Origin of the sequence: Buchnera aphidicola (Protaphis terricola), assembly GCF_964059145.1 — a bacterium.
GTDB lineage: Bacteria > Pseudomonadota > Gammaproteobacteria > Enterobacterales > Enterobacteriaceae > Buchnera > Buchnera aphidicola_BP.
In genome coordinates, this window is the sequence record NZ_OZ060405.1 from 72,613 (window position 1) to 95,322 (window position 22,710).

At 20.9% G+C, this 22,710-nt stretch carries 22 protein-coding genes and 1 other RNA gene; 18 read left to right on the plus strand and 5 right to left on the minus strand.

The features are described from left to right. The first annotated feature begins 141 nt into the window (after positions 1 to 141). The 12 genes from fliF (at position 142) to fliR (ending at position 10,007) form a co-directional block, all read left to right on the plus strand. Entirely contained in the window at positions 142 to 1,809 is a 1,668-nt protein-coding gene (fliF, locus tag AB4W67_RS00355; RefSeq protein ID WP_367682597.1) for a flagellar basal-body MS-ring/collar protein FliF, read from the plus strand. Beyond that, on the plus strand, positions 1,799 to 2,791 hold the full coding sequence (locus tag AB4W67_RS00360; RefSeq protein ID WP_367682598.1) for a FliG C-terminal domain-containing protein: 993 nt from the start codon (positions 1,799 to 1,801) through the stop codon (positions 2,789 to 2,791). Before fliF ends, AB4W67_RS00360 begins: the two co-directional genes overlap by 11 nt. Then, positions 2,784 to 3,455, plus strand: a complete 672-nt coding sequence (locus AB4W67_RS00365; RefSeq protein ID WP_367682599.1) for a FliH/SctL family protein — start codon at positions 2,784 to 2,786, stop codon at positions 3,453 to 3,455. Before AB4W67_RS00360 ends, AB4W67_RS00365 begins: the two co-directional genes overlap by 8 nt. Further along, positions 3,452 to 4,813, plus strand: coding sequence for a FliI/YscN family ATPase (locus tag AB4W67_RS00370; RefSeq protein ID WP_367682600.1), 1,362 nt, complete (start codon positions 3,452 to 3,454; stop codon positions 4,811 to 4,813). The genes AB4W67_RS00365 and AB4W67_RS00370 overlap by 4 nt, the downstream gene beginning before the upstream one ends. Positions 4,814 to 4,834: 21 nt before the next feature. Continuing rightward, positions 4,835 to 5,278, plus strand: a complete 444-nt coding sequence (locus AB4W67_RS00375; protein WP_367682601.1) for a flagellar export protein FliJ — start codon at positions 4,835 to 4,837, stop codon at positions 5,276 to 5,278. An 8-nt stretch (positions 5,279 to 5,286) separates the two neighbouring features. Beyond that, positions 5,287 to 6,399: a flagellar hook-length control protein FliK gene (locus tag AB4W67_RS00380; RefSeq protein WP_367682602.1), complete on the plus strand. Its 1,113-nt coding sequence runs from the start codon at positions 5,287 to 5,289 to the stop codon at positions 6,397 to 6,399. A gap of 94 nt (positions 6,400 to 6,493) precedes the next feature. Then, a complete protein-coding gene (locus tag AB4W67_RS00385) occupies positions 6,494 to 7,423 on the plus strand; it encodes a hypothetical protein (RefSeq protein ID WP_367682603.1) in 930 nt (309 codons plus the stop codon). After that, positions 7,416 to 7,781, plus strand: coding sequence for a FliM/FliN family flagellar motor switch protein (locus AB4W67_RS00390; protein WP_367682604.1), 366 nt, complete (start codon positions 7,416 to 7,418; stop codon positions 7,779 to 7,781). Before AB4W67_RS00385 ends, AB4W67_RS00390 begins: the two co-directional genes overlap by 8 nt. Positions 7,782 to 7,800: 19 nt before the next feature. Beyond that, positions 7,801 to 8,130, plus strand: coding sequence for a flagellar biosynthetic protein FliO (gene fliO, locus AB4W67_RS00395; protein ID WP_367682605.1), 330 nt, complete (start codon positions 7,801 to 7,803; stop codon positions 8,128 to 8,130). A gap of 73 nt (positions 8,131 to 8,203) precedes the next feature. Continuing rightward, positions 8,204 to 8,935 (plus strand): flagellar type III secretion system pore protein FliP, encoded by a 732-nt coding sequence (gene fliP, locus AB4W67_RS00400; protein WP_367682606.1) that lies wholly within the window; start codon positions 8,204 to 8,206, stop codon positions 8,933 to 8,935. Positions 8,936 to 8,958: 23 nt separating this feature from the next. Next, complete coding sequence (gene fliQ, locus AB4W67_RS00405) at positions 8,959 to 9,228, plus strand: flagellar biosynthesis protein FliQ (RefSeq protein WP_367682607.1); 270 nt, start codon at positions 8,959 to 8,961, stop codon at positions 9,226 to 9,228. Further along, the gene (gene fliR / locus AB4W67_RS00410) at positions 9,228 to 10,007 is read left to right on the plus strand and encodes a flagellar biosynthetic protein FliR (protein ID WP_367682608.1); all 780 of its coding nucleotides are present in this window, start codon (positions 9,228 to 9,230) and stop codon (positions 10,005 to 10,007) included. The genes fliQ and fliR overlap by 1 nt, the downstream gene beginning before the upstream one ends. Positions 10,008 to 10,101: 94 nt before the next feature. On the opposite strand, the gene rpmG is transcribed toward fliR, so the two are convergent. Then, complete coding sequence (rpmG, locus tag AB4W67_RS00415) at positions 10,102 to 10,269, minus strand: 50S ribosomal protein L33 (RefSeq protein WP_367682609.1); 168 nt, start codon at positions 10,267 to 10,269, stop codon at positions 10,102 to 10,104. 12 nt (positions 10,270 to 10,281) lie between these two features. Beyond that, positions 10,282 to 10,509 carry a 50S ribosomal protein L28 gene (gene rpmB, locus AB4W67_RS00420; RefSeq protein ID WP_367682610.1) on the minus strand — a complete coding sequence of 76 codons (228 nt, stop codon included), beginning with the start codon at positions 10,507 to 10,509 and terminating at the stop codon, positions 10,282 to 10,284. 118 nt (positions 10,510 to 10,627) lie between these two features. Here rpmB and AB4W67_RS00425 point away from each other — a divergent pair, with 118 nt between their 5' ends. After that, positions 10,628 to 13,324 carry a hypothetical protein gene (locus AB4W67_RS00425; protein ID WP_367682611.1) on the plus strand — a complete coding sequence of 899 codons (2,697 nt, stop codon included), beginning with the start codon at positions 10,628 to 10,630 and terminating at the stop codon, positions 13,322 to 13,324. 15 nt (positions 13,325 to 13,339) lie between these two features. On the opposite strand, the gene ppa is transcribed toward AB4W67_RS00425, so the two are convergent. Then, a complete protein-coding gene (gene ppa / locus AB4W67_RS00430) occupies positions 13,340 to 13,873 on the minus strand; it encodes an inorganic diphosphatase (RefSeq protein ID WP_367682612.1) in 534 nt (177 codons plus the stop codon). Positions 13,874 to 14,042: 169 nt separating this feature from the next. On the opposite strand from ppa, the gene pmbA reads away from it, so the two are divergent. Beyond that, entirely contained in the window at positions 14,043 to 15,386 is a 1,344-nt protein-coding gene (gene pmbA, locus AB4W67_RS00435) for a metalloprotease PmbA (RefSeq protein ID WP_367682613.1), read from the plus strand. A 56-nt stretch (positions 15,387 to 15,442) separates the two neighbouring features. Here the strand turns inward: pmbA and rnpB are convergent. Both rnpB and rsmI read right to left on the minus strand, forming a co-directional pair. After that, positions 15,443 to 15,820: RNase P RNA component class A (gene rnpB, locus AB4W67_RS00440), an RNA gene on the minus strand. 35 nt (positions 15,821 to 15,855) lie between these two features. After that, on the minus strand, positions 15,856 to 16,713 hold the full coding sequence (rsmI, locus tag AB4W67_RS00445) for a 16S rRNA (cytidine(1402)-2'-O)-methyltransferase (RefSeq protein WP_367682614.1): 858 nt from the start codon (positions 16,711 to 16,713) through the stop codon (positions 15,856 to 15,858). 119 nt (positions 16,714 to 16,832) lie between these two features. Between rsmI and AB4W67_RS00450 the strand changes: the two genes are divergently transcribed. The 4 genes from AB4W67_RS00450 (at position 16,833) to dapE (ending at position 22,372) form a co-directional block, all read left to right on the plus strand. Next, positions 16,833 to 18,050: a beta-ketoacyl synthase N-terminal-like domain-containing protein gene (locus AB4W67_RS00450; protein ID WP_367682615.1), complete on the plus strand. Its 1,218-nt coding sequence runs from the start codon at positions 16,833 to 16,835 to the stop codon at positions 18,048 to 18,050. A 114-nt stretch (positions 18,051 to 18,164) separates the two neighbouring features. Beyond that, positions 18,165 to 19,115 carry a transaldolase gene (gene tal / locus AB4W67_RS00455; protein WP_367682616.1) on the plus strand — a complete coding sequence of 317 codons (951 nt, stop codon included), beginning with the start codon at positions 18,165 to 18,167 and terminating at the stop codon, positions 19,113 to 19,115. A gap of 40 nt (positions 19,116 to 19,155) precedes the next feature. Further along, entirely contained in the window at positions 19,156 to 21,153 is a 1,998-nt protein-coding gene (gene tkt, locus AB4W67_RS00460; protein WP_367682617.1) for a transketolase, read from the plus strand. Positions 21,154 to 21,244: 91 nt separating this feature from the next. Beyond that, a complete protein-coding gene (gene dapE / locus AB4W67_RS00465) occupies positions 21,245 to 22,372 on the plus strand; it encodes a succinyl-diaminopimelate desuccinylase (RefSeq protein WP_367682618.1) in 1,128 nt (375 codons plus the stop codon). Positions 22,373 to 22,710 lie beyond the last annotated feature (338 nt).

The following is a 22,710-nucleotide window of genomic DNA, read 5'->3' on the forward strand; positions in this document are numbered from 1 at the left end:
GAATATAATATCATATCTTTTAAAAGATATATACTATACTTCATTTATAAAGCAATTCGTTAAGAAATATATTATTTCAATGTATAATGAATTTTTTATTTTATTATGTTTTTAGATTATCTACTAGATTAGGAAGATATCATGAATTTCAGTACTGCAGAAGAATCAATATCAGAAGAGAAAAAAAAGCTTAGTAATTTTTTATCTTATTTTTTTAAAAATTCACGTATATTAATAATTTTATTAGTATTAGCAGTAATTAGCACAATTTCTATTTCTATATGGAAAAAATCTTCTGATTATCAAGTTTTATATAATAATTTATCTACTGAAGATGGAGATTTTATTATTAATTATTTAAATGAAATGAAAGTCCCATATCAATTTTCAGAAGATTCAAAAAAATTGTTAGTTCCTAAAAATAAAGTATATGATGTTCGATTATATTTAGCAGAGAAAAATTTACCTCATAGTGGAATTGGTTTTGAAATATTAGATAAAGAAAAATTTGGAATTAGTCAATTTAATGAACAAATTAATTATCAACGTGCTTTAGAAGGAGAACTAGCTCGTACTATACAAAGGATTAATATTGTAAAAAGCGCAAGAGTTCATTTATCTATTCCAAAAAATTCTTTATTTTTACAAGATAAAAAAAAACCATCAGCTTCAGTAATTTTAAGTTTAAAATCTAGAATGGAATTAAATTCAGAACAAGTAAATGCAATATTGCATTTAATTTCTAATAGTGTATCTGGTTTGTCTATAAATAATATAACTATAGCTGATGATTTTGGTAAACTATTAAATAGTTCTACGTTATTATCAGATGAAATTAATAATGCTAAATTAAAATATACTGAACAAATTGAATTTAAATATGCTAATAAAATTCAAAATATTTTAGAACCAATCTTTGGAGTAGGAAATGTATATGCTCAGGTAACTGCTCAAATTGATTTTAATTCTCAAGAGAAAACACAAGAACAATATGAGCCTAATTCAAGTTATAAAAACCAGTCAATACGTTCACGTCAAAGTGTTATTAATGACAAAATAAAAAATAGAAATAACAATGATGTAAATAAACCTTCTTCTAAGATTTATTCTTTTCAAAATAATTATAAAAAATTTAATATAGAACAAAATAATAAATTATTTAAAGATCAACTTACAAGTTCTAATTCTATAATTAATCATGATGATACAATTAATTATGAATTAAATCATAGCTTATCACATATAAAAATGAATATAGGTGAAATTAAAAGGTTATCTGCTGGAGTAGTAATTAATTTTATTAAAGATAAAAACGGAAAAATATTACCATTAAATAGAAGTCAAATTAAAAATATTAAAAATTTAGTCTGTGAATCAATTGGTTATTCTAAAATTAGAGGTGATAGTGTACATATTATTAATGAATTTTTTCTAAAAAATAATAATAATTTCCAAAAACCAAATAATTTTCATCAACCTAATATTTTTAATACTTTTTCAATTATCATACCATGGTGTTTTCTAGGATTATTTTTTTTATATTTTTTAAAAAAATATATTTTTTATTTGTCAAAAAGTATTTATAGAAATAAAAAATTATATAAAAATAAACCAAAAATTAAAAATAAACTTGATGAAAATGAATTAGTTAATATTGAATCTAAAATTAAATCTCAATTTTCTAAAAATTCAAATATGAAAAATAATTCAGATAGTTTAATTCATCAAATTTGTAATATATCTAATCAAAATCCACGTATTATAGCGTCGATTATTCGTCAATGGATGAGTGATAAAAATGACTGTTAATGGTATTGAAAAAAGTGCACTTTTGTTAATGTCAATTGGAGCTGATCAAGCTTCAGAAGTATTAAAATATTTAACTCCTTTTGAAGTTCAAGAATTAGTTACTTCTATGGTTAATATTAATCAATGTTCTAATACAAAATTAAATGAAATATTAACTGAATGTTATAATCTTTTTATAAAAAATAATAATTTAGTTTATAATAATAATGATGAATATATTTCTGATATGTTAACTAAAGCTTTAGGTAATAAAGGTAATTATTTTCTAAATAATGCATTGGAAATAAGAAATATTAAAATATCTATTGCATCTCTTAATTCCATGTCACCTCAAAAATTAGCTTATTTATTAAAAAAAGAACATTTACAAATTATTACTACAATACTTATATATTTAAGTAAATCCCAAGCAGCTCGAGTATTATCATTTTTTAATAAAGAACAACGTACTAAAATTATAATTAAAATGTCTGAGTTTAATGGATTAGATGAGGAAAAAATCATTGAATTAAAAAATATTATTAATAACTTAATACAGAAAAAAAATTTTATTTTTTTAAATAAAGGAGGTATAAAAACTGTTACTAAAATTTTAAATTCTATGAATATTGAGAAAGAAAAAGATTTATTAAAAAATATTAGTTTTTTCAACAAAGAACTATCTAATAAAATTATTGAAGAAATATTTTTATTTGAAAATATATTAAATGTTGATGATAATGTTATTAAATATTTAATGAATTATTTAGAAGAAGAAAAATTATATATTGCATTAAAAAATACTAACAAATTTATCAGAAAAAAATTTTTTGATAATATGGATCAAGAAAAATCAAAAAAAATATTATATTACTTAAATAAAAAAGATTATATTTCTAATATTGCTATAAAAAACGAGCAAAAATTAATTTTAATGATGATTAAAAATATTTTAGATTATGGTATGTTTTCAATAGAAAATTTGGGAAAATATTATGTCTAATTTAGATAAAAAAAAACAATGGGAAAAATGGTATCCAGAAGAAGTTTTATTAAATGATTCAAAAAAAAATAATTTTCTTTTTTGGAATTCAAATATTTTAAAAGAAACAGATTTTTATGTTAAAAAGAATCCTCAAGAAAATAATAAATTTGTTACTGTATCTAAAAAATCAGATAAGATTGAAGATCCAATTTTTAGTGATCAATTATTAAATTTAAAAAAAAATCTTCAAGAAAAAGAAAAAGAATTTACTATATTAAATCATAAATTAGAAAGATTATGTTTAAATTTTGAAAATACAATTACCATATTTGAAAAAATGTTGTTTTCTCGTTTATTAAAAACTATTTTAATTATTTCTTCTTATATTATTGGTGAAAAAATTTCAATTAAAAAAACAGTACTATTAAATAAAATAAATAAAATTATTGAAAATAAAAATTTTTTTTTAAAAAAACCAAAATTAATAGTACATCCAATTAATCAAAAAATAATAGAAAAATTATTAAAAAAATCTAATAAAAAATGGGAATTAGTTTTTGATCAAAATATTGATATTAATAGTTTTAAAATTCAGTCTGAAAATGGTGATATTGATGCTACTATTTTTTCTAGATGGAGGGAGGTGTCTAATATTATTTTTCAAGAAGAGAAAGATCAATGAAATTAAAATATTCTGAATTATTTAATAAAATAAATTATTTTGAAAGTCAAGTTAATGAGTTATCAGAGTTTATTTTATATGGTTACTTAATAAGTATAAATGGTTTGATTTTAGAAGTTGTAGGTTTAAAAGCTCCAATTGGAGCTGAATGTATTATTGAAAGAATAATAGATAATAAACCATCAAATATTTCTGCTGAAGTCATTAGTTTTAATAAAGATAAAACGTTATTATTTTCTTTTGATAAAACATATGGTATTTTACCTGGTGCTAAAGTTTTTTTAAAAAATTTTAAAGATAGTAATTATTTTATTAAAAAAATGCCATTAGGGAACAATTTGCTAGGTAGAATATTAAATGGAAAAGGTGAATTATTAGATAATGGGCCTGAATTAGATAAACAATGTTTTAGTATTATTAAGTCTAAACATATTAATCCATTAGATAGAAAGCCTATTGTTGATGTTTTAGATACAGGGATACGTGCTATTAATGGTTTAATAACTATTGGTCGAGGTCAAAGAATAGGTATTTTTTCGGAATCAGGAGTTGGTAAAAGTATTCTTCTTGGTATGATGGCTAAATATACACAAGCAGATATAGTTGTAATAGGTTTAATTGGAGAAAGAGGAAGAGAATTAAAAAATTTTATAGAGAATATTTTAGGATTAGATGGTTTGAATAAATCTGTAGTTATAGCTTCTCCAGCAGATGAATCACCTTTATTACAGATTAAAGCTGCATTATATGCTACAAGCATTGCAGAGTATTTTAGAGATTATCAGAATAAAAATGTTTTATTAATTATGGATTCCTTAACTCGTTATGCTATGGCAGAAAGAGAAGTGGCTTTGTCATTAGGTGAATTACCAGTTTCTAAAGGATATCCATCTTCTGTTTTTTCCAAAATTCCTATCTTAGTAGAACGTTCTGGAAATACAAATAGCAAAGGTTCTATTACTGCATTTTATACAGTATTAACAGAAAATGAAGATGATCAGGATCCTATTTCTCATATTTGTCGATCTATCCTTGATGGTCATATTATATTATCTAAACATTATGCAGATTTAGGACATTATCCAGCAATTGATATTGAATCTTCTATTAGTCGAATTATGCCAGATATAGTAAGTAATAATCAATATTCTAATGCTTGTTATTTTAAAAGATTATTTACTTCTTATCAAAGGAATAAAGATTTAATTAATATCGGAGCTTATATTAAAGGTAATGATTCAATTTTAGACAATGCAATTCAAAAATGGACTTCCTTAGAAGCATTTTTAAAGCAGAGTACATCAGAAAAAAGTAATTATTTAAATACTTGTTTAGAATTAGAAAAAATACTTATTTAAATATTCTTTAGTAGGATTTTTATGAAATATAAAAAAACAATATTTTCTATTTTAGAAAATATAGAAATAAAAAAGATTGAACAAGAAAAAAATAATATTAAAAATTTATACATTCAAAAAAAAAAATATATTAAACAATTAAATTTATTAATGAATTTTAAAAATGAATATATTTCAAAGTTAAATTTAAAACTTAAAGAAGGAATATATATAGATCAGTGGAAAATATATAATAATTTTATTTTTATGTTATTTATTGCAATTGAAGAAAGTAATAATATGATTAAAAAATATGAATTAGTTATTGAAAAAAATAAAAGTCAATGGTTAAAAAGTCAATCTAAATTAAAAACTTGGAATTATTTTAATGAAAGAAATAAAAAATTAATTAAAAAATATGAATTGTTGAAAAATCAAATTTTAAGTGATGAACTTTCTCAATTAAAATTATTAAACAAAAGGTAATTATTATAATGTTAATTCATTTTGATAATATGATATTAAATAAAAACATTACACTGAATTTGGATTATAATGTATTTTATAATTTTGATAATATTAATTTATATCAATCATTATTAAATGAGTGTAAAAAAAAATTATCAACAAATCAAGAAATTAAATTTGATAATATTTCTACTAAAAAAAAGAAAAAAGATGATGAAGATTTTATATCTTTAAATTTTTTGGTAAGTAATTTACTAAATATTTTAAATACAGAAAATATAAAAAATAATGCTTATAATAAAGATAATATTTTTAAAAAACAAAAAAAAAAAATAGATGTTTTATTTAAATTTAAATCTTCTGAATATATAGAAAAAAAAAGCGAAAATAAACTTCAAATAAATAAAAATAAATATAGCAAATATGAATCTAATGATAATATAAAAAATATTATTAAAAATAAATCTTATTTATTTAACAATCAAAATATTATTCATTTATGTAAAAATTCTTATAATAAAATTTCAAATAAAATTAGTTACTGTAATATTGAAAGTAATAAAAAAAAACTTATTAATTGTAATAAAGATTTTTTATATTTCAATAATTTTAAAAATAACAAATCTTGTAATTTTTCTACTAAAAATCAACAAAAAATTCAAAATTCTATTTATACAATCAATTCTTTTAAAAAAGAAAATAAATATAGTTTTTTAAAATTAAATAAAAAATCAATTAATTTTTTTAACAATAAAAAAAATATTCAATGGAAAAAAGCGATTAGTCGTCAAGTTTTATTATCTATTTTTAAAAAAGAAAATAAAGCTGAAATTCATTTAAAACCAAATTCTCTTGGTTCAATATATATAAAAATTAAAATGAAAAATAATGAAGCAAAATTAAAATTAATTTCTAATAATACATTAATTCAATCTTTATTAAATAATTGTATACCATTTCTAAAATCTTCTTTAATGAAAAATAATATTTTCTTAAAAAAGGTTAATATTTTTAGTTCATTGATGAATCATAAAAATAAAAATATGTTAATTTCTAAAAATTATTCAAAAAAAATAAATGCTATTAAAAATTTTTATCAAGATTTTAAACAAAATAAATTTATTAATTTATATGCTTAAATATATTATCTTAAATTTTAATTATATTTAAAATTTAAGAAATTAAATATTTATAATGATTTTTAATGACTTTTACCTATAAGGTAGATAAAAAATGGGAAAAAGTAATAATATTAACCATGCTAATAATTTTCAAAAAAATAATTTTTATAATATTTTAAATTTAAATGAAATTACACTATTAAAAGAAGTTAATAAAAAATTTACTAAAAAAGCAATATCATATTTTTCTGATTTACTTAAAAATAATATTAATTTAAATTATTCTTCTATTAAAATAAATTCATATACTAATCACGATAGACATACAAAATATTTATTTCTTAATAGTATAGAAATATTAAATCTTAAAAAAAAATCATTTATATTATTTTCAGATAATTTTTTATCTGTCTTTACAGATTTTCTATTTGGGGGAGATGGTAAATCGATCGATAAAATTACAAAAACTAGAGATTTAACATATACAGAAGAAATTATATCTCATAAAGTTTTAAAACTGATTTTAAAAGCTTATTGTCAAGTATTAAGAAAAATTTTTTTTATTGATTTAAAAATTTTAGATATGAAAATAATTAATATTAAAAATTTTTCTTTTTTCAAAGAAAAATTTATAACTAATTATTTTAATTTTAATATAAATCATATAAATGTTTTTTTAAGTATTTTATTACCATTATCAATAATTAAAAAAAATTTTCAAAAGTTTGCTTCTTTAGATAATACTATACTTAAAAATAAGATGTTAAATATTGTAAAAACAGATATTAATCTTATTGATATATATGAAGTTAAACTAAATATTATTACTAAATTAATTTTATCTTCTACAGTTCATTTTCATCGTTTTTCTATAGGTGATATTTTAGAAATAAAAAATCCTGATCAAATAATAGCTTATATAGATAATAAACCTATATTTTTAGGACATTATAAATATTTTAATAAAAATTTAGTTGTTTTTATGGATAAGTTTATAAATAAATATCAAAAAAACAAAAACAAGGAATCTGAAAGTGAGTAAAGAAAAAAAATATCATGATTTTAATAATCAAATTAATAGTTCTATATTAGAAAAAAATACTAAAGAAAGTAAAAATACAATTAATTTAGAAAAAAAAACATCTACTCAATCTAAAAAATTATCAAATAGTCAAGAAGTAATATTTGATGCACCTGTAGATATATCGATAGAATTAGGAAGAAAAAAAATTAAAATAAAAGAATTATTAGATTTTTCGAAAGGAAGTATGTTATTTTTAGATCAACAGAAAGAAGATTTTTTAAAAATTTTTGCAAATGGTAAATTAGTTGCATTTGGTGAGATTGTTGTATTAGAAAATACATATGGTGTACGTATTGTTAGTGTAAAAAATTCTTAATTAAATAATATATTTAAATATGAAAAATAACGTAGAAAAAGAATTATTAAATCATGCTGAACCAATCTTAAATAATATAAATTTTTTTCATATATTTATATCATTAAGTCAAATAATATTATTAATATTAGTTTTAAGTTGGATTATAAAAAAAATTTCTTTTATAAAGAGAAACAAATCTAATTCGAATATAAAAATAATAGAAAAAATATCATTAGGATCTAATGAATTTATTGTGTTAGCAGAAGTAAAAGAAGTTCAATTAATATTAGGTGTTACAAAAAATAATATTACCCATTTATATACATTTATATCAAAATTAAAAAAAAATGAATTATCTGATAAATAAAAAAATTATTCTATTAAAAAAAAAATTTTTTAATCATTTTAAAAATTTTACTAAAATATTTTGGAAAAAAAAAATGTTGTATCGAATACTTCCATTTTTATTTTTATTATTTTGCCCATTAGTTTATGCTAATATACCTGGACCAATTGTTCACAATGTAAATAATGGAACTCAAATTTGGTCTTTACCTGTGCAAACTTTATTTTTTTTAACCACACTTACTTTTCTTCCAGCTTTTCTTTTAATGATGACGAGTTTTACTCGAATTATCATTGTTTTTGGATTGTTAAGAAATGCCCTTGGAACTCCATATGCTCCGCCAAATCAAATATTATTAGGTTTAGCTCTTTTTCTAACTTTTTTTATTATGTCGCCTACTTTTGAAAAAGTGTATAAAGAGTCTTATCTCCCATTTAGTAAAGAAGAAATTAATATGGATGAAGCATTTGAAAGAGGTGCTATTCCTTTAAAAAAATTTATGTTAAATCAAACAAGAACATCTGATTTAGAAATTTTTTCAAAAATTGCACATATTTCTTCTTATAAAGATCAAAATAATATACCTATGCGTATTTTATTACCTTCATTTATTACAAGTGAATTAAAAACAGCTTTTCAAATTGGTTTTACTATTTTTATACCTTTTTTAATTATTGATTTAGTTATAGCTAGTGTTTTAATGGCATTAGGTATGATGATGGTTCCACCTTCAACAATTTCCTTGCCTTTTAAATTAATGTTGTTTGTATTAGTAGATGGTTGGCAATTATTAGTTACTTCGTTATCTCAAAGTTTTAATATTTAATTTTTTTTAAAAGGAATTTATTTATGAATCCAGAATATGTAATAGTTATGTTTAGTCAAGCAATGAAAGTTTTATTAATGATTGCTTCTCCATTGTTATTATCTACTTTAATCAGTGGTTTGTTGATAAGTATATTACAAGCTGCTACTCAAATAAATGAGCAAACTCTTTCATTTATTCCTAAAATAATTTCTATTTTAACTACAATTTTTATATTTGGTCCTTGGATGTTAGGTGTTATGTTGGATTATATGCATAATTTATTTAATAATATACCAGTAATTATAAAATAATGTTAACATTTGATAACTTTCAATTATTGGCTATTTTTAGTAATATTTTTTGGCCATTTGTTCGTATATTATCTTTTTTTTTAACTGTTCCAATTTTTAATGATCAGCATATAAATAATAAAACTAAAATCATTTTTTCTGCCTTGATTAGTTGGATAATATTTCCATTTTTACCAAAAATTAATATAGAAATATTTTCTTATTTTGGTATTGTACTTTTATTGGAACAAATTTTAATTGGTATAACTATGGGATTTGCTTGTCAATTTTTGTTTTCTGCAATTAATTTTTCAGGAGAATTAATAGGATTGCAAATGGGTTTATCTTTTGCGACATTTTTTAATACAAATAATAATATTGGTATTTCTATAATATCTCGTTTATTAAATATTTTAATGTTATTATTTTTTATATCAATTAATATGCATCTTTATTTAATCTTTATTTTAGTAAATAGTTTTTATAGTATACCTATAAGTACGTTTTTTTTAAATACAGATATTTTTTTTACTTTATTAAAGTTTTCTAGTAGTATTTTCTTAAATAGTTTGATGTTTGTTTTACCAATAATGTTATTTTTACTTTTATCTAATTTAATAATGAGTATTTTAAATCGTTTATCTCCTCAAATATCTATTTTTTCTATTGGATTTCCATTAAATTTATTAATAGGAATATTAGTATTATATTATTTTATATCTTTTTCTTCATTTTATTTTTTCAATAATTTTATAACTCAGTTAGTGAATTTTTTATCTTATACTTTTTTAAAATTATAGTATATATAAAAAGTAATTATTTTTCTTAAAATATAAAAATATTTATAAAGTATAATTTAATATAAATTATACTTTAATTAAAATATAGGTATGATTATTTTATTTTTGCTTCGTTGTATAATACATGTTTACGTATAATAGGATCATATTTTTTTAATACTAATTTATCAGGTGTGTTTCTTTTATTTTTAGTTGTAGTGTAATAATGACCTGTACCTGAAGAAGAAACCATTTTAATTTTTTCTCTATTTTTTTTAGCCATATTTTGATACCTTTATTTTTTATTATGCATCTTTTTTATAATTGATTCTATTCCATTTTTATTGATGCAACGTATTCCATGAGCAGATAAACGTAATTTGATAAATTGTTTTTTTTCAGGAATCCAAAAACGATGGTTTTGAATATTTGGTAAAAATTTTCTTTTTGTTGCATTTAACGCACGTGATCTATTATTACCAATCATACGTTTTTTTCCTGTAATTTGACATATTCGAGACATATTAAATTTTTTTCCAAAGTTGTATTTTATATAATTTAAAATTTTTTCATTTAAATTAATATAATATATAGTTTTATATTTTCAAGTATTAATTCATTATTTAATCAAGGTTAATGATATGATTATATATCAGAGATACTTATCTAAATCTTTGATTTTGTTTTCTAGTTTTTTATTTTTAATAGTATTTTTTCTAGAAAGTAATTTTGGATTTAAAATATTTTTTAATGTAACAAATTATTTTTTTCTAGGATTAAAAACAGAAGAAATATCAGGAAATTGGCGTAATTTTACATTAAAAAATATTCATTATAATTTTTTTGGTATATCTGTTAAGGCTAAAAATATTCATATATTTTTAAATCCATTATATTTTTTTAAAAAAAATAATATTTTAAGAAAAATTGAAACAAAAAATTTAGTTTTATCATTGAATAATAGAAATTTTCTTTTTTTTAAAAATAATTATTTAAATATAAATAATTTAAAAAATAATGTTTTTATTAATTCGATATTTTTAGAAAAGATTATTTCTGATAAAATACTTTTAAAATTAAATAATAAAAATATTACATTATTTAATGTACATACTGGATTAAAGTTAATTAATAATAATATTAATATATTACCTACTTATATTGATTCTATTAATTTTAAGTCTAATTTTTTAAATTGTAATCGTAATAATCAGATTTTTTTAAAAAATATTAATATATTTAGTAAAAATAAAATTAATAATTTTGTGTCTTATTTTTTAAAAAATAAAAAATTTTCATTACCAATAAACATAAATATAAAATATATAAAATTAAGAAAAATAATAATTTTTAATAAGAAATTTAGAAATATTTTATTTAGTGGATATATTAATGATAAGCTTGTATTTAAATTAAAATTTAATGATTTTTTTAAATTTAATATAGATATAGAAATATTATTAAATAATTTAACTCACCCCTTATATATTAATTTAGATATTCAAAATTTATATTTTCCTATAAATAAGAATTTAATATTTACTTTAAAGTTTTTCAATATAATTTTTAAAGGCACTATTGATAAGTATTATTTATCATTAAAAAATATTATTAATATACCAGGAATGCCTTTATTTTTTTTAAATATTTTAGCAAATGGTAATTTAACAAATATTTTTTTTAAAAAGATTAATTTTATTCCTTTAAAATCTAAAAATAAAAAATTAGAAAATATTAAAAGTAAAAATATTTCCCATAGATTTTTATCTCAATTATCTGGTCATATTAATTTATTAAGTAATTTTAGTAAAGAAAAAAATAGTATTATTATTCCTAAATTTAATTTTATATCTAATCTTATAGATAGAAAATTATTAATTTCAGGTTCTTTATATTATAATAAAATAGATAATCTTAAAATACCTAAGATTATTTTTTCTTTAGGTAAAAATCAAGGTTTTATATCAGGTGTAATATCAAAGAAAATTAATATTAATTCTGCTATAAATATTAATAATTTATCTTACTTTTTACCTAATTTAAAGGGCGATATTATATCAACTTTAAATATACATGGATATACTATATCACCTATTTTTTTAGGTTTTTTATCAGGAGAAAATATATTTTGGAATAATATTATATATTTAAATTATATTAATATTTTATCTAATTTTAATGCAGATAAAAATTTTACAAAAAGTATTTTTATTAAGATTAAAAAAATTATATTTTTAAAATATAATATAGATTTTTTAGATTTTAAATTTTATTGGAATAATAATAATCAAAAATTTTATTTTTTTCTAAAAAATAAAAATTTAATAATTAAATTTTTAGTAAATAGTAATTTTAATTATGAAAAAGGTATATGGAATGGTATCTTAAAAAAAATAACTTGTATTTTTTTTAAAAAAAAATGGATTATAAATAGTAATCCAATTACTTATTATGATAATAAACATACTAAAAAAGTTAATAAAGTTAATAAAATTCAAAATAGTGCTTTTTCTTTTTTTGATAAAATTCAAAATTTTTTATTAAAATCAACCTTTAATTCATCATTTAATTTTAAAACAAATTTATTTTTTAAAACACAGTTTATTTTAGAAAGAAGAAAAATATTGTCTAATATGAAAATATTAATATATAGTAAAAATTTAATATTTCAGAAAAAGATAAAAAGTAAACTTTTTTTACAAAAATTATCTTTTTTCAAATTAAATGTTGATTTAAAAAAAAATAATTTAAAAACTAAATGGATCATATATTTTTCAAAAAATAAAAAAAATAAATTATTTGGATTCTTAAATATATATGATTTTCTAAATAAAAATAACATAAAGAGTAAATTTTTTTTATTAAGATGCCCATGTATAATACTAAATTTTTTTATATCAGATTTATTAATATTAAATGGAATATGTACAGGAAATATGAAAATATCAGGAGTGTTATATCAGCCTAAGATTTTGGCTGATATATATATAAAAAATTTTTATATTAAAAGTGATAAAATATTAAATTATATTTTTTTATTTTTTAATTCTTCTTTTAATTTAGTTAAATATATGAAAATTAATCAAGAAATTCTTATAAAAAAAGGAAATATGTTATTTGTATTTTATTTTACTTTAAAAGATAATACTTTTAATTTATCACAATGGAATATACTGTTTAATAGTAATGAAATTGTTTTTTTTATTTTTCCAAGAATAGCTTTAAATATTTCTTCTCGATTAAATTTTTATTATATTTTTTCAAAATATAATCTTATTGGTTATTTTAAATCTTTTTTATTTAATTTTAAAGTTAATGCAAAAAATTTTATTCTTTAAAAATAAAAATAGTTTTTACTTTTTATTTTTAGCTCGATTATATGAAGAATTAATTTCTAATTTTGCTTCTATATGATCACCCCATCCTATAATTTTTGTCCATTTTTCTTTTTCTATTTTTTTATAATATTTAAAAAAATGTTCTATTTGTTTTTTTAGTAATTCTGGTATATCTGATATATTATTAATATTATTATATAATTGAGAAATTTTATTTTTTGGTACAGCAATAATTTTAGCATCATCTCCAGATTCATCTTTCATTTTTAATATTCCAATTGGTTTACAGTGGATAACGGAATAAGATTGTATAGGATATGGAGTAATAACTAAAACATCTAAAGGATCACCATCCATAGATAATGTTTGATTAATATATCCATAATTACAAGGATAAAACATTGGTGTTGGAAGGAATCTATCTACAAAAAGTAAACCTAATTTTTTATCTAATTCATATTTAACAGGGGATGAATTAGCTGGTATTTCAATAATAACATATATATCGTTTGGTATATTATCGCCTGCGATTACTTGATCATATTGCATTAATATTTTACCTTTTTATGTTTTAAAAATATTTTAATAAGATATATAAAATTATATTAATTTTTATTTATTAAAGTTAACTAATTTAAATAATAGTTATTTTTTTATATAGTTATTTGTAATAAATAATATTAATATACTTGTATATTATATATCCAAGGAGTTATAAATGAAATTAATAGATCAAATTAAGATAGAAGAAGATTTATTATTAGAAGTAATAAAAAATATAATTTATTTAGTTCAAAAAAAAAATAATTATTTAGTTGAGGTTTTTGTTAAAAAAACAATAGGTAGCACTGTTAATATTAGAAATAATATTGTAGAGAATATAGAATTTAATAATGATAGTATATTATTTATTACTATTTATAATAAATTTTCTAAAGGCAGTATATCGTCTAGAGATTTTAGTACTAATAGTATAAAAAAAATGTTAAATATTGCAATTGACATTTCTAAGCATTCTTCTTCTGATTTTTGTATAGGATTACCAGATTTAGAATTATTGTGTTTTAATGCTAATGATTTAGATTTATTTCATCCATCAGAAATAAATATAAAAGATGGAATTAATTTTGCATCTCAAGTAGAAAAAGAAGCTTTTAAATTTGATAAAAGAATTATTAATAGTGAAGGAAGTTTTTTTAGTAATCATATTAATATAAATATTTTTGGAAATAGTTTAGGGATGCTTGAAATATATAAATCTACTCGTTATTCAGCTTACAATTGTATGATTGCACGTGATAATAATCTAATGCAAAGAGATTTTAACTATTCTATTTCTAGAAAAATAGAAAATTTAGATAATCCTAAAAAATTAGGTCAAACAACTGCAAAACGCGTGATATCTAGATTAGGTGCTAGAAAAATTAATACAATGAAGTCTCCAATTATATTCTCAAACGAATTATCTTCTTCTTTTTTTTCTTATTTAGTTTCAGCTATTAATGGTAATAATGTTTATAGAAAATCCACTTTTTTACTAAATGATTTAAAAAAGAAAATTTTTCCTAACTGGTTAAATATTATAGAGAATCCACATATTCTTCAAGGATTGGGTAGCAAACCATTTGATAATGAAGGTGTAAAAACAACTGTGAAATATATAGTAAAAAATGGAGTATTAAAAACATGGTTGCTTAATAATTACAATGCTCGTCAACTAGGATTAGTTAGTACTGGAAATTGTGGGGGTATTTCGAATTGGTTAGTTTCACATCAAAATATATCATTTAAAAATTTATTAAAATATATAAAAAATGGATTATTAGTAACTGAATTAATGGGGCAAGGTGTAGATATTGTTAGTGGAAATTATTCTCAAGGTGCAATGGGTTTTTGGATCGAAAATGGGAATATTCAATACCCAGTACATGAAGTTACTATATCTGGTAACTTAAGAGAAGTATGGAGTAATATTTTAAGTATTAGTAATGATATTGATATTCGTAATAATATTCAATGTGGATCTATATTAGTTTCTGAAATGCAAATTTCAGGAAAGTAATATCGATTTAAATAAAACAAATAAAAGGTAATAAATTTATTACCTTTTTTATTTTTTAAAGAAGTTGACTGATAAGCCGGGTTCTGTTTTAAACAGTCATTCATCTAGATTAGCAATTACTTGTTAATTCAAGCGGTCTACCCAGGTTCTTGTACGAGCCATACTTTTTTATAATAACCTATATTTGACCTTGCTCCAGGTGGAGTTTACAATGCCATAAATTGTTACCAATTATGCGGTGTGCTCTTACCACACCTTTTCACCCTTGCCATAAATTAATAATATTTTAAAATATATTATAACCTGGTGGTTTTTTTTCTGTTGTACTTGTCATAAGCTTGCGCTTTCCAGGTGTTACCTGGCACCTTGCTCTATGGAGCCCGGACTTTCCTCTTTTTAGAAAACTCTAAAAAGCGACTGTTTTAGTCAACTTCTTTTTTAAATATTATATATTATTTAAAAAAAAAAATCATTTTTCTTTATTTTTAATTGCATACTGATATAAATTATTTTTACTAACTTTATGAATTTTAGAAGTAATAAGAACTGATTGTTTTAATGATAAAAAATTTTTTAATATTTGAAAAGTATTAATTGTATTTTCTGAAATATTAATATTTTTATCTTTTTTATAACCGTTAATAATAATAATATTTTCTCCTTTACTATAAATATTTTTATTATTTTCTAACCAAGAAAGCATGACTTTTGCTTTATTTCCATAAATTATTTCCCATTTTTTTGTTATTTCTCTAGCAATTACTATATGTCTATTTTTTCCAATTTCATTTATTATATCTTTTATAGTTTCAATTATTCTATATTTTGATTCACAAAAAATAATTGTTCTTTTTTCTTTTCTTAAAGAATGCAATAAATTTTGTCTTATTTTTTTTTTAGAAGGTAGAAATCCTTCATAGCAAAAACGATTAGTAGATATTCCAGAAGCACTTAATGCTGTAATTGCTGAACAAGGCCCTGGCAAAGGGATAATTTGAATGCAGAATATATGGCATTTTTTAATTAACAAATAACCTGGATCATTAATTATCGGCGTTCCGGCATTAGATACTAAAGCAATTTTTTTTCCTTGTTTTAATTTTTGAATTAAATTATCAGTTTTATAAAATTCATTATTTTTATTAAAAGATATTAAGGTGTTTTTAATATTAAAATGTTCTAATAAAATATTAGTACGTTTTATATTTTCACAAGCTATTAAATCAACTTCTTTTAATATTTTTAATGCACGATAAGTTATATCAGATAAATTACCAATAGGTGTAGGTACAATATAAAGAGTTCCATTATATTTAAACAAATTCACTTTTTTTCCTAAAAATTTTTATTTTAGTTAAAATTATTAATTATTTATTATCTAGATAATATCAAATTTATTTTTTATATATCTTATTTAAAATAAAATATTATTAATAAGGAGTATAATTGAATAGAGTAGTTATCACAGGTTTAGGTATTATTTCAAGTATTGGAAATAATCAAAAAGAAGTTTTAACTTCATTATATAATGGTCATTCTGGAATTACATTTTCAGAAGAGATGAAAAAATTAGGTATGAGAAGTCAAGTTTGGGGGGATATTAAATTAGAATATAAAAATTTAATAACTAAAAAAATGTCTCGTTTTATGAGTGATGGTGTTATATATGCATTTTTGTCTATGCAACAAGCTATTCAAGATGCTAATTTAAGAAATGAAGATTATCAAAAAAATTCTCGTATTGGATTAATTGTTGGTTCTGGAGGAGGCTCTCGAAAAGATTATATAAAATATACGAATATTAAGAAAAACCCCTTTAGTTTGCATTTTTTAAACCCATATATTGCAATTAAATCTATGACATCTGGAATTTCAGCATGTTTATCAACTATTTTTAAAATTTATGGTGTAAATTATTCAATTAGCTCTGCTTGCGCGACTTCTGGACATTGTATTGGAAATGCTTTTGAGTTAATTAAATTTGGAAAACAAGATATTATTTTTGCTGGAGGAGGTGAAGAAGTAAGTTGTGAATTAGCTTATGAGTTTGATGTTATGAAAGTGCTTTCTTCAAATTTTAATAATACTCCTAAAAAATCATCTCGTGTTTATGATGTTCACCGAGATGGTTTTGTAATATCAGGCGGTGGAGGTATTGTTGTTATTGAAAGTTTAAATTCTGCAATTTCTCGATCTGCTTATATATATGCTGAAATCATTGGATACGGTGCAACATCTGATGGTAAAGATATTGTATCGCCTTCTGGAGAAGGAGCGTTAAGATCTATGAATTTAGCAAAAAATCAAAAGAATTTATCAATTGATTATATTAATACGCATGGAACATCTACTAAAATTGGTGATTTAATTGAATTAAAAGCAATTAAAAGATCTTTTCTTCATGAGAAAAAACCGATGATTTCATCAACAAAATCAATGACTGGTCATTCTTTAGGAGCATCTGGTGTACATGAAATAATTTATACTTTATTAATGTTGAAGTATAATTTCATTGCTCCATCAATCAATATTAAAAAATTAGAACCATATGCAAAAAATATGAATATTATTCAGAAAACTATTTCTAAAAAAATTCAAATTGCAATGTCTAATAATTTTGGATTTGGAGGGACTAATGTTTCTTTAATATTAAAGAAATATTAGTGTTTCAAAAGTTAATATTATTTGAATTTTTTTATTAAAGTTATAGATATACAATGTATAAAAAATAATATAATTTATTAATTTTTAAATGTTTTTTATTTAGAAGGGTTAAACATGAATCAATTAGATTTATTAAAAAAATTTACTAAAATTGTTGCAGATACAAGTGATATAGATTCGATTCGTAAATACAAACCAGAGGATGCTACTACAAATCCATCTTTAATTTTACAAGCATTAAATTTAGATGCTAATCAATATTTTATCAATAAGGCGATAAGATATGCGAAAAAAAAAGGAGGTTTAAATCAGGATAAATTAATAAATGCAAGTGATAAAGTTTTAGTTGATCTTGGTATAGAAATTTTAAAATATATACCAGGTTATATTTCTAGTGAAGTTGATGCTCGTTTATCTTTTAATCAAGAAAAATGTATTTTAAAAGCTAAAAAAATTATTAATATGTATGAAGAAGAAGGTATATCTCGAAAAAGAGTATTAATTAAATTAGCATCTACGTGGGAATGTATTAAAGCGGCAGAAGAATTACAAAAAGATGGTATTTTTTGTAATCTTACTCTTTTATTTTCATTTGCTCAAGCACGTGCTTGTGCAGAGGCAAATGTATTTTTAATATCTCCATTTGTTGGTCGTATTTATGATTGGTATAAATCTCAAAATTTAATATCAAATTTATCGTTTGATAAAGATCCTGGAGTAATTTCTGTTTATAAAATATATGAATTTTATAAAAAACATAATTATAAAACTATTATTATGGGTGCTAGTTTTAGAAATATTCAACAAATTTTATCATTATCTGGATGTGATCGATTAACTATTTCTCCTATATTATTAAAAAAACTTGCATTAAATAATGAAATTTTTGATAGAAAGTTAATTCCACCTAATAAATTTAAAGTTCCACCTATTCCTCTTACTGAGGATGAGTTTAGATGGGAGCATAATCAAGATGAAATGGCTGTACATAAATTATCAGAAGGTATAAGAAACTTTGGAAAAGATCAAATTCTTTTAGAAAAAATTTTTTCAAGATTAATTTAAATATTTATTTTTTTATAAAATTAAAATTAGAGGAAGTAATATGTATTTAAAAAAAGATTTATCAAATGTAATTCGTATGTTAAGTGTAGATGCAGTTCAATCTGCAAAATCAGGGCATCCAGGTATGCCTATGGGTATGGCGGATATTGCAGAAGTATTATGGAGAAATTTTTTAAAACATAATCCAAAAAATCCTAAATGGGATAATCGAGATCGTTTTGTTTTATCTAATGGCCATGGTTCAATGTTATTATATAGTTTATTACATCTTACTGGATATAATTTATCAATAGAAGAAATTAAGAATTTTAGAAAACTTAATTCTAAAACACCTGGTCATCCTGAAATAAATGAAACACCAGGAGTAGAAACAACTACTGGGCCATTAGGTCAAGGTTTAGCAAACGCAGTTGGAATGGCTATTGCAGAAAAAACTTTAAGTGCTTATTTTAATAAGCCAGATTATGATATAATTAATCATTATACCTGGGTATTTGTAGGTGATGGTTGTTTAATGGAAGGTATTTCACATGAAGTTTGTTCTTTAGCAGGTACTTTAAAACTCGGAAAATTAATTGTTTTTTATGATAATAATGGTATTTCTATAGATGGAAAAATATCTAACTGGTTTACAGACGATACAGTTATGCGTTTTAAATCTTATAATTGGCATGTAATAAAGGATGTAGATGGTCATAATTCAGAATCTATTGAAAAAAGTATTAAGGCCGCAATATCTGTAAAAAATAAACCTTCTATTATTATTTGTAATACTATCATTGGTTTTGGATCACCAAATAAATCTGGTACTTCTGAATCTCATGGTGCTCCATTAGGGGAATCAGAAATTATTTTAACAAGAAATAATTTACAATGGAAATACTCACCTTTTGAAATACCTAAAAAAATTTATGAAAAGTGGAATTTTATTCAACAAGGTGAAAAATTAGAAAAATTATGGAATAAGAAATTTTCTTTATATAAATTAAAATATCCTAAACTTGCAAAAGAATATTTACGTCGTTTTCAAGAAAATTTGCCTGAAGAATGGAATAAAAAAGTTGATAAATATATTTTAAATTTACAAAATAATCCGAAAAATATAGCAAGTCGTAATGCTTCTCAAAATGTTTTAGAAAAATTTGTCAAGATATTGCCTGAGTTAATTGGTGGATCAGCAGATTTATCTCCTAGTAATTTAAGTATTTGTTCGTCTTCACGATCTATAGTAGAATATCCGTCTGGTAATTATATTCATTATGGTGTTCGTGAATTTGGAATGACTGCAATTGCTAATGGTATTGCGAATCATGGAGGATTTATTCCATATACTTCTACATTTTTAATTTTTGTTGAATATGCAAGAAATGCCGTTCGTATGGCTGCTTTAATGAATACTAAACATATCTTCATATATACACATGATTCTATTGGATTAGGTGAAGATGGACCTACTCATCAGCCAGTAGAGCAATTAATTAGTTTAAGAACAACTCCAAATTTAGATGTATGGAGACCCTGTGATCAAGTAGAAACTGCGATAGCATGGAAATATGCGATTGAAAAGAAAAAAGGACCTACTGCATTAATTTTATCACGTCAAAATTTATCTCAATGTTATAGAACTAAAATACAATTAAATCAAATTTCTTATGGAGCATATATATTATATGATTCTAATAAATCTATTGATGTGATCTTTATATCAACTGGTTCAGAAATTGAAATTACTTTACTTGCAGCTAAAAAAATTGCTTCTTTTGGATACTCTGTTCGTGTTGTTTCAATGCCTTCTAATAATGTTTTTGATAGACAGGACCAAGTTTATAAAGAATCAGTATTACCTTCTCATGTAACTAAAAAGATTGCAGTAGAAGCAAGTATTAAGGATTTTTGGTACAAATATGTAGGAATAAATGGTTTAATTATTGGTATGGAAACATTTGGAAAATCTGCTCCAGGTAATATTTTATTTAAAAATTTTGGTTTTACTGTAGATAATATAGTTAATAAAACAAAAATTTTTTTAAAATATTAATTTTAACTATTTTAAATAGTTTTTTAGGGGCTTATAGCCCCCTATTTTCAAAGTATATTGTATTTATTTAAAGAATTTTTATGAGAAAAATATGATTTGTTTAATAACTGAATTAACAAAGAAATTAATTAAAATTCCATCTATTAGTCCAAGAGATTTGGGATGTCAGGATATTATGATAGATTTTTTATCTAATCTTGGATTTGAAATAAAAGAAATAAATATCAATCATACAAGAAATTTTTGGGCTACTAAGGGAAGTGGTAAAACATTGACTTTTTTAGGTCATACAGATGTAGTACCACCTGGAAATTATCAAGATTGGAATCATCATCCATTTGATCCTATAATAAAAAATGGAATTCTTTTTGGTAGAGGTGCAGCAGATATGAAAGGAGCTTTAGCATCTATGCTTGTTGCAACTAAACAATTTTTGGAAAGATATCCAAATTATCAAGGTCGATTATCTTTTTTAATTACATCAGATGAAGAATCTTCTGCTGTTGATGGTACAAAAAAAGTAGTAGATTATTTAATATCTAAAAAAGATATAATTGATTATTGTATTGTTGGTGAACCAACTAGTAATATTGAAATTGGAGACTGTATAAAAAATGGACGTCGGGGATCGCTTACAGCTGATTTAGAAATTTTTGGTGTTCAAGGTCATATTGCATACCCTCATTTAGCAGATAATCCTATTCATAAAGGATTACCGATTATTTTAAAAATATTATCAATGCCATTAGATAATGGTAATGATTTTTTTACTCCTACTAGTATAAATATTTCTAATATTCATTCAGGAGAAGGTAATAATAATGTAATTCCAGGTACTTTATTTGTACAATTTAATTTTAGATTTAGTAATGAAATATCAAAAGAAAAAATTATATTAAAATTTGAAAAAATATTAAAGAAAAATAATATTAATTATTCTATAAAATGGAATCTTTCTGGTCTACCTTTTATTACAAAAAAAGGAGTATTAATAAAATCTGTAATAAAATCTATTTTTTATATTACTAAAAAAACACCAATTTTATCTACAGATGGTGGTACTTCAGATGGTCGTTTTATTGCTCCACTTAATTCTCAAATTGTAGAATTAGGTTTAGTTAATAGTACTATTCATAAAGTGAATGAATGTGTAAAAATATCAGATCTAAAAATATTAACTTTAATTTATAAAAACATTATGAAAAATTTATTTATTTGAATTTAAAAAATTATCTATGAAATATTTAATAGTGATGCAGAATATCTGTTAGGATAATCTGCATTTTTAAAAAACAATAGAAATAATTTTTCAATATTACTAATAGTTTATATAGGGGGAAAGATATTAATGTTTTCTCTATTTATATCTTTTTTTGTATAAGGGATTTTATATTCTGGATTTTCATGAGGGAAATTTATATCCTTCGGTATAATTAATTTTTTAAATTGATGTAAGTTATTTTTATTAAAAAGAATGTTATAATTTTTTGGTGAACTATTTAAGTTACATGAGGTTAATGAAAAGATAAAAAATAATTGAAGAATTATTATTTTGTT